At 60.6% G+C, this 17,383-nt stretch carries 16 protein-coding genes; 13 read left to right on the top strand and 3 right to left on the bottom strand.

Annotated elements, in window-relative coordinates:
• Window positions 1–30: 30 nt before the first annotated feature.
• A complete protein-coding gene (locus ACMGGW_RS21355; protein ID WP_197832479.1) occupies window positions 31–2,166 on the bottom strand; it encodes an IgaA/UmoB family intracellular growth attenuator in 2,136 nt (711 codons plus the stop codon).
• A 445-nt stretch (window positions 2,167–2,611) separates the two neighbouring features.
• On the opposite strand from ACMGGW_RS21355, the gene nudE reads away from it, so the two are divergent.
• Entirely contained in the window at window positions 2,612–3,166 is a 555-nt protein-coding gene (nudE, locus tag ACMGGW_RS21350; protein ID WP_015379304.1) for an ADP compounds hydrolase NudE, read from the top strand.
• Between the two features lie 51 nt (window positions 3,167–3,217).
• Here nudE and mrcA read toward each other — a convergent pair whose 3' ends face one another.
• Window positions 3,218–5,776 carry a peptidoglycan glycosyltransferase/peptidoglycan DD-transpeptidase MrcA gene (gene mrcA / locus ACMGGW_RS21345; protein ID WP_025304544.1) on the bottom strand — a complete coding sequence of 853 codons (2,559 nt, stop codon included), beginning with the start codon at window positions 5,774–5,776 and terminating at the stop codon, window positions 3,218–3,220.
• A gap of 121 nt (window positions 5,777–5,897) precedes the next feature.
• On the opposite strand from mrcA, the gene pilM reads away from it, so the two are divergent.
• The 12 genes from pilM (at window position 5,898) to trpS (ending at window position 15,927) form a co-directional block, all read left to right on the top strand.
• Window positions 5,898–6,731, top strand: a complete 834-nt coding sequence (pilM, locus tag ACMGGW_RS21340) for a type IV pilus biogenesis protein PilM (protein ID WP_049206041.1) — start codon at window positions 5,898–5,900, stop codon at window positions 6,729–6,731.
• Complete coding sequence (locus ACMGGW_RS21335) at window positions 6,731–7,270, top strand: PilN domain-containing protein (protein ID WP_164064054.1); 540 nt, start codon at window positions 6,731–6,733, stop codon at window positions 7,268–7,270. Before pilM ends, ACMGGW_RS21335 begins: the two co-directional genes overlap by 1 nt.
• The gene (locus ACMGGW_RS21330; RefSeq protein ID WP_025304541.1) at window positions 7,263–7,757 is read left to right on the top strand and encodes a hypothetical protein; all 495 of its coding nucleotides are present in this window, start codon (window positions 7,263–7,265) and stop codon (window positions 7,755–7,757) included. Before ACMGGW_RS21335 ends, ACMGGW_RS21330 begins: the two co-directional genes overlap by 8 nt.
• Complete coding sequence (locus ACMGGW_RS21325) at window positions 7,750–8,112, top strand: HofP DNA utilization family protein (RefSeq protein WP_025304540.1); 363 nt, start codon at window positions 7,750–7,752, stop codon at window positions 8,110–8,112. Before ACMGGW_RS21330 ends, ACMGGW_RS21325 begins: the two co-directional genes overlap by 8 nt.
• Window positions 8,109–9,353, top strand: a complete 1,245-nt coding sequence (gene hofQ, locus ACMGGW_RS21320) for a DNA uptake porin HofQ (RefSeq protein ID WP_197832477.1) — start codon at window positions 8,109–8,111, stop codon at window positions 9,351–9,353. Before ACMGGW_RS21325 ends, hofQ begins: the two co-directional genes overlap by 4 nt.
• A 349-nt stretch (window positions 9,354–9,702) precedes the next feature.
• Window positions 9,703–10,224 carry a shikimate kinase AroK gene (aroK, locus tag ACMGGW_RS21315; RefSeq protein ID WP_004391482.1) on the top strand — a complete coding sequence of 174 codons (522 nt, stop codon included), beginning with the start codon at window positions 9,703–9,705 and terminating at the stop codon, window positions 10,222–10,224.
• 106 nt (window positions 10,225–10,330) lie between these two features.
• Entirely contained in the window at window positions 10,331–11,431 is a 1,101-nt protein-coding gene (gene aroB, locus ACMGGW_RS21310) for a 3-dehydroquinate synthase (RefSeq protein ID WP_025304538.1), read from the top strand.
• A gap of 156 nt (window positions 11,432–11,587) precedes the next feature.
• Window positions 11,588–12,601 (top strand): SPOR domain-containing protein, encoded by a 1,014-nt coding sequence (locus tag ACMGGW_RS21305; RefSeq protein ID WP_049206049.1) that lies wholly within the window; start codon window positions 11,588–11,590, stop codon window positions 12,599–12,601.
• 84 nt (window positions 12,602–12,685) lie between these two features.
• A complete protein-coding gene (gene dam, locus ACMGGW_RS21300; RefSeq protein WP_025304536.1) occupies window positions 12,686–13,498 on the top strand; it encodes an adenine-specific DNA-methyltransferase in 813 nt (270 codons plus the stop codon).
• A 50-nt stretch (window positions 13,499–13,548) separates the two neighbouring features.
• On the top strand, window positions 13,549–14,226 hold the full coding sequence (gene rpe, locus ACMGGW_RS21295) for a ribulose-phosphate 3-epimerase (protein WP_004930320.1): 678 nt from the start codon (window positions 13,549–13,551) through the stop codon (window positions 14,224–14,226).
• Window positions 14,219–14,917 (top strand): phosphoglycolate phosphatase, encoded by a 699-nt coding sequence (locus ACMGGW_RS21290; RefSeq protein WP_043138894.1) that lies wholly within the window; start codon window positions 14,219–14,221, stop codon window positions 14,915–14,917. Before rpe ends, ACMGGW_RS21290 begins: the two co-directional genes overlap by 8 nt.
• 2 nt (window positions 14,918–14,919) lie before the next feature.
• Window positions 14,920–15,927 carry a tryptophan--tRNA ligase gene (gene trpS, locus ACMGGW_RS21285; RefSeq protein ID WP_025304534.1) on the top strand — a complete coding sequence of 336 codons (1,008 nt, stop codon included), beginning with the start codon at window positions 14,920–14,922 and terminating at the stop codon, window positions 15,925–15,927.
• A gap of 51 nt (window positions 15,928–15,978) precedes the next feature.
• On the opposite strand, the gene cysG is transcribed toward trpS, so the two are convergent.
• Window positions 15,979–17,382, bottom strand: coding sequence for a siroheme synthase CysG (cysG, locus tag ACMGGW_RS21280; protein WP_127146882.1), 1,404 nt, complete (start codon window positions 17,380–17,382; stop codon window positions 15,979–15,981).
• Window position 17,383: the final 1 nt, after the last annotated feature.

Raw genomic sequence — 17,383 nt, 5'->3', positions numbered from 1 at the left:
ATGACAGGGCGGAGACCCCCGGCGTCAGGTTCAGGCCATCGGCCGCATTGACATCGGATTGAGCTGCGGATTGAAGCAGCTGTCGTAGTAACGCTGGATATCGGCGACGCGGTGCTGATTGATGCGCCGACGCTGTACCAGCCGCCAGGCGTTATAGCCCAGGCTGACGACCACCGCCAGCAACAGCAGGCTGGTACCGAGGTAGCGCCACAGGGTGATCATGTCCGGTTCGCTGTGCAGCGCCACGTGGCGGGTGCCGTTGGCATCGACGCTGAGGCTGGTGATCACCCCCTGCGCCTGGAATGGGGTATGCAGCAGCAGAGTGGAAAGGCGCTGCAACTCATTCCACTGGTCAAGAGCGTTGTATTCGCTCTGCGGCGCTGAGGATTGCGGATGGCTGACCAACTGTCGACCTTCATCGCTGCGGATCAGGAAACCGCCCGGCGGCGGGCTGTTGAGCGCCGCGGCGGCCAGACGCGTTTCATTGAAGATGAACGACGACGTGGCCACTTTGGTCAGGCTTTCCAGCGACTCGGCGCTTACCGGGCGCAGCAGGACGTTGACGCCTTGCAGCGCGCCTGATCTGGCGCGTTTCACCAGGCCGCTCCAGTTTTTGGCGTTGCCCAGGTTGACCAGCGCGTTTTTCAGCCGCACACAGTCGTTTTCTGCCTGGCATAAATCCTGTGTTTTCAAAACGATATCAGAAAAGTCATCCAACAGGATCATGCCGGATTTCTCGATGGCGCTGGCCAGCTGCGGGTTGATCTTCTGATCGGTGCCGCTCGGATGCAGCTGGCTGTTGACCGTGGCCAGCAGGGCCGTCGCTTTGTCTATGACTTCTGATTCCGGCTGCGGCAGCGGGGCGGCGTTGTTCCAGTAAATGCCGGAGCAATCGAACGGCGCAAAATTGACGGCGCCGCCACCGTTGGCCGGCGGCGGCACATAGCACATGCCGCTGCCGCGCACCTTTAGGGTGTCGCCGATGCGCAGCGGCGTAGCTTCCAGCGCCTGTACGCTGGTCACTTCCACTTTTTGCGCGCCTTGCAGCCAGGCCATGCTGAGGGTCAGCGGCAGATTGAGCGGGATATAGATCAGCAACAACAGCAGTACCAGTGCCGAACTGGCGACCAGCACCGCGTTGCGGCCCCACTGCTGCAGCGGAAAATTCTTCACTTCGTCATGCAGCGAGAGGAAACGGCCCTGGCGCACCACCTGCCGATTGAGGTAGACGTCCACATCGGTGGTCTTGCCCAAGTCTTGCGTCAGGTACGGCTGCCAGTGCGGCGGGTAGATAAGATCGATGATGCCGAGTGAAATGTTGCTGATCTGTCCCTGGCCGGATTCGCCGAACAGTCCCCAGCGCTTCGGCGTGCCGCGCAGGCAGTGGATCTCTTTCAGCTCGCGTGACGCCGGACGGCGGAACAGGTTCCAGCATCCCCAGGCGATCATCAGCACCGCCACGAAAATCATCCACGGGATCACCAGCACCGGGCTGATCAGGCTGAAGAACAGCAGCAGCAGCGCGGCGGAGATGATGACGGCTTCACGGATGCCGTTCGGCCGGTTCAGCGCATGCTCTTCCGGCGTTTCCTTACGAATGTTCACCAGCTCGACATGTTCGCTCTCTTCCTTGCGGATGGAAGCGTTTTTGGTCGGCGCGGAGGTCACCACCGGCGGCTGCGGCCGGTCGTGAATATGATCTTTCAGCGAGTGCCCGTTGAGCGAAATCACCAGCGGCAGCGTCTGGGTTCGGATCAATTCCACATGGTTGTCGGCGGTGATGTAGGGTTCCCAAAACGGCGGCAGATGTACCTCTTCGGCATCGAGGTAATAGCGCCATTTATTGGGATCGTCGCTGGCCAGACCGTAGCGGGTGATGGCGTGCGTGACGGGATAAACGTTATCGCTTTGCGGGGTGAGCGCCAGTTTGGCTGCGGGCAGCGTAGCGCCGCCGCCGGGCAACAGTTTGTTGCTCAGCTTGTTTTGCTGATTGAGGTAGAACTCGACCGCGGCGCGCTCTTCATCGGTCAGCTTGCGGTGGGCAGGCTTGATAAACGGCAACGCGTGCGCCAGCGCCGACGGGTTGCGGGCCTTGAACCACAGGTACAGGCCGGCGGCAATCAGGCAGACAAGCACTAAGGCCAATATCAACACTATTGTGCTCATGCAATCCCCATCTCACACCCGTGAATTTCGCCAACCTGATGAAAAGCTGAATATTATACGGAGTAAACCGCCAGGAGGCACCCAGAACTAATGAGGGAACAAACAGATTCTCGCTCTGGATCTCATTCCTTCATGACGCAAGGCCATTTTATCACTGATTCTTGCCTGCGTGATACTAGCAACCGGCCTCTGCCGTCGATATCGGCATTATCCTATTTTCATGCGTGCTGTTTGCTGAATCAGTACGGAAAATCGCCCGCCGCTGGCTACGCTTGTTAAAAGAAAGTAAATTACTGTTCATGCTCGTTGCGGCGGAGCTTGCCCTTAACGCACAATGTGATCAGGATCGAATTTGGTCAGCATTTGAGCGCCAACGAGCCGTGCGTTACGCCAATCATTATTTCGGTTGCCCCGTCCACGCCTGGGTAACCTCTTTGAGGCAATCATGGATAAACACCTGCAAAAACCTAAAATTCTGAAAGTGGAAACGGTCGCGCGTTCGCGTTTGTTCAACGTCGAGTCGGTCGATTTGGAATTCAGCAACGGGGTTCGGCGGGTGTATGAGCGCATGCGGCCTTCGGATCGCGAAGCGGTGATGATCGTGCCGGTGATTGGCGATGACCTGCTGCTGATTCGCGAATATGCGGTGGGCACTGAATCCTATGAGCTGGGTTTCCCGAAAGGGTTGATCGATCCCGGAGAGGGCGTGCTGGAAGCGGCCAACCGCGAGCTGATGGAAGAGGTGGGATACGGCGCGAAGCGCTTTGATTTTCTCAGTAAGCTGACGATGGCGCCATCCTACTTTTCCAGCAAAATGAATATCGTGCTGGCCCACGATCTCTACCCGCAGAGCCTGGAAGGGGATGAACCGGAGCCCTTGCCGCAGGTGCGCTGGCCGATCGCCAACATGATGGCGTTGCTGGCGGAACCGGATTTCCGTGAGGCGCGCAACGTCAGCGCGCTGTTTCTCTCCGAGGCGTTTTTGCGCGCGTCGCGCTGATACGCTTCGCGCCGAATAAAAAAAGGGCCAGATTTCTCTGGCCCTTTTCGATCAGAACAGCTCGTGGCTTTCACCGCCCGGATCGGTCAACGTGGTGCCGGTATCGCGCGATGGGTAGTCCGTCGGCTGCGTCCCTTCGATAAAGTACTCGGAACGGCTGCCACCGCCACCGCCGGAGAGCTTGCCGCTGCTTTTGTCGATGGTGACGCTGATGATGCCTGGCGGCGGCGTGACTTTCTGCTCCGGAATGCCTTCCAGCGCGGTCTTCATGAAGTCGTCCCACGCCGGCTGGGCGCTCTTGGCTCCGCCTTCACCGCCGGAAATCTGATCCGGGATAGCGCCGGATACCGTCGAACGGCCCAGATCGCGGCGGTGATCGTCGAAACCGATCCACACCGACGTCACGGTATCCGGGCCATAGCCGGAGAACCAGGCGTCTTTGGAACTGTTGGTGGTACCGGTTTTGCCGCCGATATCATGACGTTTCAGATCGCGCCCGGCACGCCAGGCAGTGCCCATCCAACCCGGTTCGCCGAAGATGTTGCTGTTCAGCGCGTCGTGGATCAGGAAGGCCAGCGGCGTGCTGATCACGTGCGGCGCATACTGTTGGTCACCGTCCTGCTGCACCTGAGCCGGGGTAACCTGCTCCAGCTGCGGCATCGGCACCGTGCTGTTGCTGCCTTCCTGCGAGGTGGCGACGTTTTCGATGTTGTCGTCGGACAGCACCGCCGAACGGTGGGTGTCGCCGTAGATCACCGGCAGGTTGCAGCTGCTGCACACCACTTTCGGTTTAGCTTCGAACACCGTATTGCCGTTGTCGTCTTCAATCTTGGTGATGAAGTATGGGTCAACCAGGTAACCGCCGTTCGCCAGCACCGCGTAGCCGCGTACCAGCTGCATCGGGGTGAAGGAGGCGGAACCTAGCGCCAGCGATTCGGTATGCACGATGTTCTGTGCCGGGAAGCCGAAGCGCTGCAGATATTCCGCCGCGTAGTCGACGCCCATCGCACGCATTGCGCGCACCATCACCACGTTCTTCGATTGCCCCAGCCCCTGCCGCAGGCGAATCGGGCCGTCGTAGGTCGGCGGTGAGTTCTTCGGCCGCCAGTCGGTGCCGGCGCCGGCATCCCAGCGGGTGATCGGCAAATCGTTCAGGATGGTGGCCAGCGTCAGGCCTTTATCCATCGCGGCGGTGTACAGGAACGGTTTGATGTTTGACCCCACCTGACGCAGGGCCTGCGTCACGCGGTTGAACTTGCTCTGGTTGAAGTCGAAGCCGCCGACCAGCGCTTTCACCGCGCCGTCGTTCGGGTTGATCGAGACCAGCGCCGAGTTGACGTCCGGCACCTGCGACAGCCACCAGGCGTCGTTCACTTTACGCACCCATACCTGCTGACCTGTCTGCACCACGTCAGTGACGCGTTTCGGCGTTGGGCCTTGCTGAGTGTCTGAACGGTACGGCCGCGCCCAGCGCATGGTGGCCATCGGCAGGGCAATGCTGCTGCCGTCGGCCAGCATCGCCGTCGCTTCCTGCGGGTTAGCAGCGGTGATGACCGCCGGCGCCAGTGGGCCGTAGCTCGGCAAGTTTTTCAGCGAGTCGACAATCTGTTTGCGATCCCAGGCCGCTTCGCCGACTTTCCACAACACGTTGGATGGGCCGCGGTAGCCGTGGCGCATGTCATAGGCCAGCACGTTGTTGCGTACCGACTCCTGCGCCGCCAACTGCAGCCGTTTGGTGACGGTGGTGTAAACCTTGTAACCGTCGGTATAGGCGTTTTCACCGTAGCGCTTGATCATCTCCTGACGCACCATCTCGGAGAGATACGGCGCGGAGAAGCTGATTTCCGGCGCATGGTAGTTGGCGACCAGATCTTCGGCGCGCGCCTGATCGTACTGCGCCTGCGTGATGTAATGCTCGTCCAGCATGCGCGACAGCACCACGTTGCGGCGGGCAACGGCGCGATCGTGCGAATAGAGCGGGTTGAAGGTAGACGGGGCTTTCGGCAGGCCGGCGATGGTCGCCATCTCGCTCAGGGTGAGCTGGCTGACGTCTTTGCCGAAATAGACCTGTGCGGCGGCGCCCACGCCGTAGGCGCGGTAACCCAGATAGATCTTGTTCAGATACAGCTCAAGGATTTCATCCTTGGTGAGCATCTGCTCGATGCGTACCGCCAGGAAAGCTTCCTTGATTTTACGCATCAGGGTGCGTTCCGGGCTTAAGAAGAAGTTACGCGCCAGTTGTTGGGTAATGGTACTGGCCCCCTGCGAAGCGTGGCCGGAGACCAGCGCGATTGAGGCGGCGCGGAAGATGCCGACCGGATCGACGCCATGGTGATCATAGAAGCGGCTGTCTTCGGTGGCGATAAATGCGTGCACCATCACCGGCGGAATTTGATCCAGTTTCAGCGGAATGCGGCGCTTCTCACCGTATTGGGCGATCAGTTCGCCATCGGCGCTGTAAACCTGCATCGGTATCTGCAGCCGTACGTCTTTCAGCGTTGCGACGTCGGGCAGCTGCGGCTCGACATATTTGTACAAGCCGAAAATCGAGGCTGCTCCCAGCACGATGCAACATACTGCAAGGATTAGTAAATACTTTACGAACTTCACCTGAGATTTCCCATTTCTAAGTCATTTGGGCAGTTTATAAACAACCGCGCGGTAGTATAAAGGCAAGCCTGCGACATGGATATGTTCTTTTATCATCTGATGTTATGGAGGCTTGCGAAACATGTTCCCTCAAGCATGGCAGGTGGGGCTGGATATACAAATCGACTGCGTGCGCGCGGTGGCGGCCCAACGCCGCCGCAATGGCTGGCAGTTGCGCCACTGGTGGCAGCAGGCGCTGCCGCAGGCGGTTTTACGCGATGGCTGCCTGGAACCTTCCGAATTCCTGATCCGGGCGCTGCGGCAATGGCGCGTTCAACTGCCGCGACATATTTCCTTACGCATTGCTCTGCCGGCGCAGCGCGTGTTGCAGCAGCGCATGGCGCAGCCGGACGCGCGGCTGCGCGAGCCGGAACGCAGCGACTATATCGGTGGCCACGGTTTGAAGCAGTTTCCGCTCGATGGCCAGACGCTGGCGCTCGACTATCGCACCGCGCCGGCGGATGAGGCGGCGCTGTTGCTGACCGCCGCGCGGCGGCAGGAGCTGCAGCAGTGGCTGCATTGTTTGCGTCAGGCTGGCCTGCATCCGCAAGCGGTCGATATCACCCCTTGTGCGCTGCGGATGATGGCGACGGCGGCAGGCGTACCGCCCGCTGCGGGGCTGATGCACCGTCTCGAACGAGAATGGCTGTGGGTGGCGCCGGCTGACGGCGCGTTCGCCTTTGGTCTGGCGCCGGGCGACGATGACGCGCAGGCGCTGCGGGCGCTGCAAGCCCAGATGCCGGCGGGCGACGATCGGCCGGTCTATGCCGGCAGCGTGCTGGCAGGTGCCTTGCCCACCGGTTGCCTTGCCTGGTCGCCGCTCAGCGCCTTCACGCAGTTGCGCCCACCGTTGCCTGCGCATCCTGCGGCGTTCGCATTGGCCGGTGGTCTGGCGCTGCGCGAGGAGGATCGCTGATGTATCAGGTCAACTTTCTGCCCTGGCGACAGCGCCGCGATCGGCGGCGCGGCTGTTTCTGGCTGGGTGCGCTGCTGTTGCAGGTAACGCTACTGCTGCTGGTGCTGTTTCTGGTTGCCGGCCAACTGCGTCACCAACAGGCGCAGCGGCAGGCGCGGCTAACGATGCTGGGTGAAGAGCTGGCGGCCTTGACGTTGCTCGCCCATCAGCAGCAGCAAGAGCGGGCGCAGCGAGCGCTGCACAGCGCCCGCGCCGAACGGCAGGCGCGCAACGGCCAACATAACCGGCGTTATTTGCAGTTGCTTCAGCAATTGTCCTTCAGCATTCCTCCACCGCTGTGGCTCACGGCGCTGGACAGCGATGCGACGAACGGTCTGCGGCTGCGTGGATTGAGCCGCTCTCCTGCGGCCATCACGCAGTTCGAACGGCGGCTGGCGGGGATGCCTGCGTTGCCACGGCTGCGTTTGGCTGAGGTAACGCAACGGGACGACGGTCTGTATTCCTTTCATCTGGCGGCGCAGTGGGGGCGTGATGGATAGCCGTTTGTCATCCGGGCTGCGCTTTTGGCTGAACTTGCCGGGCTGGCTATTGCTGGTGGCGCAAGGGCTGGGCATCGGCACGCTGGCGCTGTTGGGCGGCGGTTGGCTGCTGCAAGACGAATGGCGTCAGCGGGAAAACGCGGCGGAGCGGCAACAGCGCCTGTTGCAACAGATTTCCATGGTACAGCACCAACTGGACGAGGCGCCGGAAGCCCCTATGCCGCCAACGCCGATCGGTCCGACCACCGCCGGCGATCTGGCGAACGTGCTGCAACAAGCGGGGGGCGCCTTGTTGCGCTGGCAGCGGCAGGAAAAACCGCTGCGGCAAACGCTGAGTTTGCGCATTGATTATGCCGGTTTGTTGGCGCTGTTGGAGGCGCTGCCCGCCGATTTGCGTCTCGAACAATTGAGCGTGGAAACGGCGCCGCAGGGCATGACGGCGCGGTTGGTGTTGCAGGATGCCGCCGAGGAGCAGGCCGATGAGTAAAAGACCGGGCCGTTGGTGGTGGCTGCTATGGCCGTGGGCCTTGTGTGCAGAACCGCGCGATCCGTTTGCGCCGCCTCCGCTGCCTGTTTGTGCCCATCAGGAGGCATCGCCGGCGGGTTGGCGACTGAAAGGCGTCATCGGGCAACCGCCGCTGCGCTATGGCTGGGTGGTGACGCCGGCAGGGCAGTGGTTGCGCCTGCGGCCGCAGCAGTGGGTGCTGGACGAGCGTTGGCAGGTGGCGCAGGTGCGGGCGCGCAGCCTGACGTTAACGGCGCTGGCGGCCGAACCGGATTGTCCGGCGAGCCAGGGCGACATCTCGCTCATGATGGACAACAACAAGGATGGCAAACCATGAAAGGACTCGCTGGATTGGGCGTGGCGTTGTGGTGTCTGTCGCTCGGCATCGTCCAGGCGCAGGATAAACAGCAGGTTTCCCTGGAGTTCCAGGATGCGCCAGTGACGGTTATCCTGCAGGCGCTGGCGGATTATCGGCAGATGAACCTGATCGTCGCGCCCGGCGTAAGCGGCAACCTGACGCTGCGGCTGGAGAATGTGCCCTGGCCTCAGGCGCTGGCGCTGACCCTGCGTATGGGCAAGCTGACGATGACGCGGGAGGGGAGCGTGATGCTGGTCGCCCCGGAGCCGGACGCGCAGGAAAAAAAACAGCAGCGAGAAGCGCTGGCGCAGCGGCAGCCTTTGCACAGCCTGACCCTGACGTTACAAAACGGCGATGCGGCGGAGATTGCCGAAAGCCTCAATGCTCAACGCGGCGCCTTGCTCAGCGAGCGTGGCAGCGTGCTGGCGGATAAGCGCACCAATACGCTGTTACTGCGCGACACGGCGCCAATCCTGGCGCAGTTGAAAAAAAGGGTGACGGAAATGGACGCGCCGCTGGCACAGGTGCAGCTGGCGGCGCATATCGTGACCATCAACAGCGAAAGCCTGCGTGAACTTGGCGTGCGTTGGGGATTGGCGGCCGACGAAAAACCGACGCGGCCGCTGCGGCCGGGCAATCTCGGCGTTAATCTGCCGTTGGAGCGCAGCGCGGTGAGCGCCGGTTTCCATTTGGCGCGCATCAGCGGGCGTTTGCTGAGCCTCGAGCTGACGGCGCTGGAGCAGGAGAATCAGGTGGAGATCATCGCCAGCCCGCGTTTGCTGACGGCGCACCTGCAAACCGCCAGCATCAAACAGGGGACGGAGATCCCTTATGAAGTGTCGAGCGGCGCCAGCGGTGCGACCGCGATTGAGTTCAAAGAGGCGGTGCTGGGCATGGAGGTGACGCCGAAAGTGTTGTCGGACGGGCGCATCACGCTGACGTTGCACATCAGCCAAAATATGCCGGGGCGTGCCATCAGCCGCGGGGCGGGGGAGGCATTGACCATCGATAAACAGGAGATTAAGACGCAGATCACGGTGAAAAGCGGTGAAACCCTGGTGCTCGGCGGTATTTTTCAACGGCATAGCGGCAAGACGGCGGACAAGGTGCCGGGATTGGGAGATGCGCCACTGCTGGGGGGCTTGTTCCGGCAAAGTGGCCTACAACAGAAAAAACGCGAGCTGGTGATCTTCATTACGCCGACCTTGATTAAGGGATAAGCGGCTGCCTGTCGGCTGGGCGGCAAATCTCCTAAAGTTGATGAGCAGATACACTTTTTTATCCCCTTGGGGGGATCTGCGTTTGACGCTGCGGCCGATTTAGCTTACAAGGGTTACCGAATTGAGCACCGAGGTTTTTTGTTAGCGTCAAGACGCCGTTAAAAACATATGGTTTCCCTCCCGCGGCGTGGATTGCGATTTATTCGGTTGCCAAACTACCAAGAGTGTTGAGATAATTTTTCGTCTGATCTCGCACTATCGCTCATGAGGTTTCAGTTTAGGTCCCGCCGCTGATTTGATTGGCGGGGCGGGTTAACATTAACGAATTGTCTTAGTAATACCGAAAAACATGGCAGAGAAACGCAATATCTTTCTGGTTGGGCCTATGGGTGCCGGCAAAAGCACTATTGGCCGTCAGTTAGCTCAGCAACTCAATATGGAGTTCTTCGACTCCGATCAAGAAATTGAGCGACGTACCGGAGCTGACGTGGGCTGGGTATTCGACGTGGAAGGGGAAGAAGGTTTCCGCGATCGTGAAGAAAAAGTCATTAATGAACTGACGGAAAAACAAGGGATTGTGTTGGCGACCGGCGGCGGTTCGGTGAAGTCGCGCGAAACGCGCAACCGTCTGTCCGCGCGCGGCGTGGTGGTCTATCTGGAAACCACGATCGAGAAGCAGCTGGCTCGCACTCAGCGTGATAAAAAACGCCCGCTGCTGCAGGTTGATTCTCCGCCGCGTGAAGTGCTGGAAGCCTTGGCGAAAGAACGTAATCCGTTGTATGAAGAGATTGCCGATGTCACCATCCGCACCGACGATCAGAGCGCTAAAGTGGTTGCTAACCAGATCATCAACATGCTGGAAAGCAACTGATTGCCAATTTTCGCGTTCGCCGTCGGCCAATGCGAAAAACTGATTTGTGTTCCCCGCTGTTGCGGGGATCAACCACCGCCGCACCATACAGAGAACTGAGCGCGACATGGAGAGAATTACTGTAACGCTTGGGGAGCGCAGCTACCCGATTACCATTGCCGCCGGATTGTTTAACGATCCGGCTTCTTTTATGCCGTTAAAGGCGGGTGAGCAAGCGATGTTGGTCACCAACCAGACCCTGGCGCCGCTCTATCTCGAGCGTGTCCGGCAGGTGCTGGAGCAGAGCGGCGTCGTGGTGGATCAGGTGATTCTTCCCGATGGTGAGCAGTACAAATCTCTGGCGGTGTTGGAGCAGGTGTTTTCGGCGCTGCTCGAAAAACCGCACGGTCGCGATACCACGCTGATCGCCCTCGGTGGCGGCGTTGTCGGCGATCTGACCGGTTTTGCCGCCGCGTGTTACCAACGCGGCGTGCGCTTCATTCAGGTTCCCACCACGCTGTTGTCGCAGGTGGACTCCTCCGTAGGCGGCAAGACCGCCGTCAACCACCCGCTCGGCAAAAACATGATCGGCGCTTTCTATCAACCCGCTTCGGTGGTGGTTGATCTGGATTGCCTGAAAACGTTGCCGACGCGTGAACTCTCTTCCGGCCTGGCCGAAGTCATCAAATACGGGATCATCCTCGATCGCGAGTTCTTCGTCTGGTTGGAAAATAACATCGATGCGCTGATGGCGTTGGATATGCAGGCGTTGGCCTACTGTATCCGCCGCTGCTGCGAACTGAAGGCCGAGGTGGTGGCCGCCGACGAACGCGAAAGCGGTCTGCGCGCCCTGCTGAATCTGGGCCATACTTACGGTCATGCTATCGAAGCCGAGATGGGCTACGGCGTGTGGCTGCACGGTGAAGCGGTGGCTGCAGGCATGGTGATGGCGGCGGAAACCGCGCACCGTCTCGGCCAGTTCTCTGTTGAAGACATCGAACGTATCAAAGCGCTGCTGCTGCGCGCCGGCTTGCCGGTCTGCGGGCCGCAGGAAATGACGCCGGAATCCTATCTGCCGCACATGTTGCGTGACAAGAAAGTGCTGGCGGGTGAACTGCGTCTGGTGCTGCCGACCATGATCGGTGCGGCGGAAGTGCGCGGCGGCGTAGGGCATGAGCTGGTGCTGGCGTCGATCGCCGCCTGCTTGCCTGAGCAGCAGCGTAATTAAATCGGACTAAGTAACAGTGGCTTAGCCGCCATTTGCATCTATATTAATACAGTGAGCAGAGCACGACGGGTGTCGCTTTGCCATCATCGGGTTAATCTGCCCGTGCCACGGTAGGTCTACGGTGGTGGGCTTTTGCCTCTAGTTGGAGGGTTTCAGATGGACGAGTTTAAACCGGAAGACGATCTCAGACCTGATAGCAGCGATCGTCGTCCTACGCGTTCGCGCAAGCCGGCCGCCGCGCCGCGCTTCGCCGTTTCGCGCCAGCATTTGATGATTGGCATCGGCATTTTGGTGCTGTTGCTGCTGATTATCGGCATCGGTTCCGCCCTGAAGGCGCCAACCAAACATGAAGCGGCTCAGGAGAGCGGCGCGCAAAACGGCGCGGCCCGCGATATCAACCTGTCCGGTTCTTCGTCGCTGACCACCGCCAATAACGGCGTGCCGGGCGGCACGACGGATACCCACGATAACAACGGCGTGAGCGCGACTCAGCCGCAGCAACCGCAGAACGTCAGCGTTCCGCCGATCTCCGGCACACCGACCGAAGCGCAAACGCAGCCTCAGCAGGGCGGCGCGCAGCAGCGCGTCGATTTGCCGGGCAACATGGCGGATGCGCTGTCGCAGCAGCAGGGGCAGGTGGATGCCGCGACTCAAGGCATGACCGGCGCAGCGTCGACGCTGCCGACCGCACCGGCGACGGTGATGAGCGGCGCCGCGGCGCGCGAAGCGACGCGTCCTGTGCAGGGCACCGCACCGCAACAGCATAAAACGCCGGCGAAAACCGCCGCCACCAAACCGACCGCGACGCAGCATAAATCACCGACCACGGTGTATACGCCGCCGGCCAAGCCGTCTTCCACCGCGAAAGCGGGAGCGGTCGCCAGCAGCGGCAGTTCACTGCAGTCTGCGCCGGGCAGCCACTATACCTTGCAGCTGAGCAGCGCTTCGCGTTCCGACACGCTGAACGCCTACGCCAAACAGCAGAAGCTGCAGAACTACCTGGTGTACGCCACCAAGCGTGACGGCAAACCGTGGTACGTGCTGGTGAGCGGCAACTATGCGTCTTCTGCGGAAGCGAAGCGCGCCATTGCTTCGTTGCCGGCGGATGTGCAGGCGAAAAAACCGTGGGTCCGACCTGTACACCAAGTGCAGCAAGATCTTAAAAAATAAATCATTTAAATTTGTGCGCTGATGTGCTGTCTGAAACAGAGTACAATCCGCCGCTCTGAATTGTATAAGTAGCTAATTGACGGCATGAAGAAAAACCGCGCTTTTTTAAAATGGGCTGGTGGAAAATACCCGCTGGTAGATGAGATTCGTCGCCATCTGCCGGCGGGAGACTGCTTAATCGAGCCCTTCGTGGGTGCGGGATCCGTCTTTCTGAATACGGATTACGACGCCTACATTCTCGCCGACATCAATAGCGATCTTATCAACCTGTATAACATCGTTAAGCTGCGCACGGATGACTTCGTGCGCGATGCCCGCACGCTTTTCGCCGATGAATTCAATAACTCGGATCAGTTTTACCTGCTGCGAGAAGAGTTCAATACTAGCACCGAGCCTTACCGCCGGGCGCTGCTGTTCCTGTACCTGAACCGTCATTGCTATAACGGCCTGTGCCGCTATAACCTGCGCGGCGAGTTCAATGTGCCGTTTGGCCGGTACAAGAAACCGTACTTCCCGGAAGAAGAGCTCTACTGGTTTGCCGAAAAATCGCGCAATGCCACTTTTGTCTGCGAGCATTACCGCGATACCATGGCGAAGGCCGTGGCCGGTGCCGTGGTGTATTGCGATCCGCCTTATGCGCCGCTGTCGGCGACGGCGAATTTCACCGCTTACCACACCAACAGCTTCAGCATCGCCGATCAGCAGAGCCTGGCGCAACTGGCGCACCAGCTCTCGGTAGAGAGCCAGGTACCGGTATTGATCTCCAATCACGATACCGAGCTGACGCGCGACTGGTACCAGAATGCTGCGCTGTATGTGGTGAAAGCGCGCCGCACAATCAGCCGCAACATTCTCGGCCGCAGCAAAGTGAACGAGCTTTTGGCGCTGTATCGCTAAGCCGGGGCACCCCGGCGCATAACAACTCGACCCTACGTTTGGAGAAGCGGATGAAAAAGTTTTTGATTGCCCCGTCCATTCTGTCGGCAGATTTTGCCCGGTTAGGTGAAGATACCGCTAACGTGCTGGCTGCAGGCGGCGACGTGGTGCACTTCGACGTGATGGATAACCACTACGTGCCCAATCTGACCATCGGTCCGATGGTGTGCGAAGCGCTGCGCAACTACGGCATTACTGCGCCGATTGACGTGCACCTGATGGTCAAGCCGGTGGACCGCATCGTGCCTGATTTCGCCAAGGCAGGCGCGTCTTATATCTCTTTCCACCCTGAAGCTTCCGAGCATGTCGATCGCACCATTCAGCTAATTAAAGAGCACGGCTGTAAAGCCGGCCTGGTGTTCAACCCGGCGACGCCGCTGAGCTACCTCGATTACGTGATGGATAAAATCGACGTGATCCTGCTGATGTCGGTCAACCCGGGCTTCGGCGGCCAATCGTTCATCCACGGTACTCTGGACAAGCTGCGCCAGGTGCGCAAATTGATCGACGACAGTGGTCGCGATATCCGCCTGGAAGTCGACGGCGGTGTGAAGGTGGATAACATCGCTGAAATCGCCGCCGCGGGCGCCGATATGTTCGTCGCCGGTTCCGCCATCTTTGGCCAGCCGGACTACCGCAAGGTGATCGACGAGATGCGCAGCGAGCTGGCGAAGGTTACCCATGGCTGATTTCGGCGCGATCCGCGCATTGGCCTTCGATCTGGACGGCACGCTGGTCGACAGCGCGCCGGGTCTGGCGGCGGCCATCGATATGGCGCTGGAAGAGACGGGCCTGCCGCAAGCGGGTGAGGAACGGGTCGGCACCTGGATCGGCAACGGCGCCGACGTGCTGGTGCAACGCGCGCTGCGCTGGGCGGAAGCGGAAGGCACGCCGGCGCAGTGCAGCCGGCTGCGTGAGCGTTTCGACCATTTCTACGCGCAGACCGTTGACAGCGGCAGCCGCCTGTTCCCGCAGGTGCAAGAGACGCTGGTCCGCCTGGCCGCACACGGTTACCCGATGGCGCTGGTGACTAACAAGCCGACGCCGTTCGTGGCGCCGCTGCTGGCATCGTTGGGCATTGGCGATTATTTCTCGCTGGTGATCGGCGGCGACGACGTGACGGAAAAGAAACCGCACCCGGCACCGCTGTACCTGGTGCTCGGCAAGCTTGGGCTGCGTGCGCATGAACTGCTGTTCGTTGGCGACTCGCGCAACGATATTCAAGCCGCACAGGGCGCCGGTTGCCCTAGCGTCGGCTTTACCTACGGTTATAACTACGGTGAATCGATCGCCCTGAGCCACCCCGATCGGGTGTTGGAGCGCTTCGCCGATTTGTTGCCCGCTCTTGGGCTGTCATCTTTAGAGAATCAGGAAATTTAAACATGAGTAAGCCCATCGTATTTAGCGGCGCGCAGCCGTCCGGCGAACTGACCATCGGCAACTACATGGGTGCGCTGCGTCAGTGGGTGCAGATGCAGGACGACTACGACTGCATCTACTGCATCGTCGATCTGCATGCCATCACCGTTCGCCAGGACGCCGAGAAGCTGCGCAAGGCCACGCTGGATACGCTGGCGCTGTACCTGGCCTGCGGTATCGATCCGGAAAAAAGCACCATCTTCGTGCAGTCGCACGTGCCTGAGCACACGCAGCTGAGCTGGGTGCTGAACTGCTACACCTATTTCGGCGAACTGAGCCGCATGACGCAGTTCAAGGACAAATCCGCGCGCTACGCCGAGAACATCAACGCTGGGTTGTTCAGCTATCCGGTGCTGATGGCGGCGGATATTCTGCTGTATCAAACCAACCAGGTGCCGGTGGGCGAAGACCAGAAACAACACCTGGAGCTGAGCCGCGACGTGGGCCAGCGTTTCAACGCGCTGTACGGCGACGTGTTCAAAGTGCCGGAGCCGTTTATTCCTAAATCCGGCGCGCGCGTGATGTCGCTGCAGGAACCGACCAAGAAGATGTCCAAGTCGGACGACAACCGCAACAACGTGATCGGCCTGCTGGAAGATCCGAAAGCGGTGACCAAGAAGATCAAACGCGCAATGACCGACTCGGAAGAGCCGCCTGTCGTGCGTTACGACGTGGTTAACAAAGCGGGCGTCTCCAACCTGCTGGATATCCTCGCCGGTGTGACCGGCAAGAGCATTGCGCAGTTGGAAGCCGAGTTCGAAGGCCAGATGTACGGCCACCTGAAAGGCGCGGTGGCGGAAGCCGTCTCCGGCATGCTGGGTGAGCTGCAGGAGCGCTACCATCGCTTCCGCAACGATGAAGCCTACCTGCAGCAGGTCATGCGCGACGGCGCCGCCAAAGCCCGCGCACGCGCGCAGGAAACCCTGGCGAAGGTCTATCAGGCTGTCGGTTTCGTACCGCCGCAGGCATAACGCCGGCGCAAATAGAAAAAGCGGCCATAGGCCGCTTTTTTTACGTCGGTATTACGCCATTTGCGCCAGGTTGGCAGGCGATTCTTCGCTGGCGAACCAATTGAGCTTGCTGCGCAGGCTGACCACGCTGCCGACGATGATCAGGCTGGGGCTGGCGGCCTGCAATGACAGGGAACCCAGTTGGCGGAGCTCCCCTTCGATCACCCGTTGGCGGCAAGAGGTGCCGTTTTCCACCAGTGCCACCGGCGTGGCGGCTGGCAACCCGTTAGCGATCAGCTGGCGCTGGATTTCAGCCGCTTGCGATAGCCCCATATAGAACACCAGCGTCTGTTGCCCGGCGGCCAGCGTCGCCCAATCCAATCCACCGTCGGCCTTGGCGTGGCCGGTCACCAGGCGCACGCTCTGCGCATGGTCGCGGTGGGTGAGCGGGATGCCGCTGTAGGCGGAACAGCCCGAGGCGGCGGTAATGCCCGGCACCACCGAGAACGGCACGTTGGCGTCTGCCAGCGTCTCCAGCTCTTCGCCGCCGCGGCCGAAGATAAAGGGATCGCCACCCTTCAGGCGCACCACGCGTTTGCCTTGCTGCGCCTGCTGCAGCAGGATTTGATTGATCTGCTCCTGCGGCACGCAGTGGTGGCCGGCGCGTTTGCCGACGAAGATACGTTCGGCGTCGCGGCGCACCAGCGTCATGATCTCTTCGGAGACCAGTCGGTCGTAAACCACCACGTCGGCCTGCTGGATTTGTTGCAGCCCTTTCAGCGTAAGCAGGCCGGCATCGCCCGGCCCGGCGCCCACCAGCACCACTTCACCGCGATCTGCCGGCTGTTCGCTGAACAGCTGCTCGAGCTGGCGCTCAGCCAGCGCGGCGTCGTCGTTGGCCAGCGACTGCGCCAGCCGATCGTGAGCGAACAACCGTTCCCAGAAGCGCCGACGCGCGCCGAGGCTGCTGAAGCGTTGTTTTACCCGCTGGCGCAGCGAGCCGCCCAGTTGGGCCAGCTTGCCGAGGTGCTGTGGCAGCATCGCTTCCAGCTTCTCGCGCAGCAGCCGCGCCAACACCGGTGCTTTGCCGCCGGAGGACACCGCGACCATGATCGGCGAACGGTCGATAATCGACGGCATGATAAAGCTGGCGCGTTTCGGATCGTCCACCACGTTGCAGAACACCCGCTGCTGGTTGGCGCACTGATACACCCGTGCGTTGACCTCTAGCCGGTCGGTAGCGGCGATCACCAGCCATTTTTCCACCAGCAGGGCCGGGCTGAATTCGCCTTCGGCCAGCGTCAACCGGCCTTCTGCCGCCCACAGGCGGAACTGCGGGGTGAAGTCTACGGCGTTGACGGTCAGCGCCGCACCGGCGTCCAGCAGCAGGCGCGCCTTGCGTTCGGCGATCTCGCCGCCGCCGACCAGCAGGCAGGCTTTGTGTTGCAGTTGGCAGAAAATCGGCAGGTAGTCCATC

The organism is Serratia sp. BNK-4 (assembly GCF_048685115.1).
In the GTDB taxonomy this organism is placed as follows: Bacteria; Pseudomonadota; Gammaproteobacteria; order Enterobacterales; family Enterobacteriaceae; genus Serratia; species Serratia bockelmannii.
Note: the sequence above shows the minus strand (reverse complement) of the source record. Positions and strands in the feature narration are given on the sequence as shown.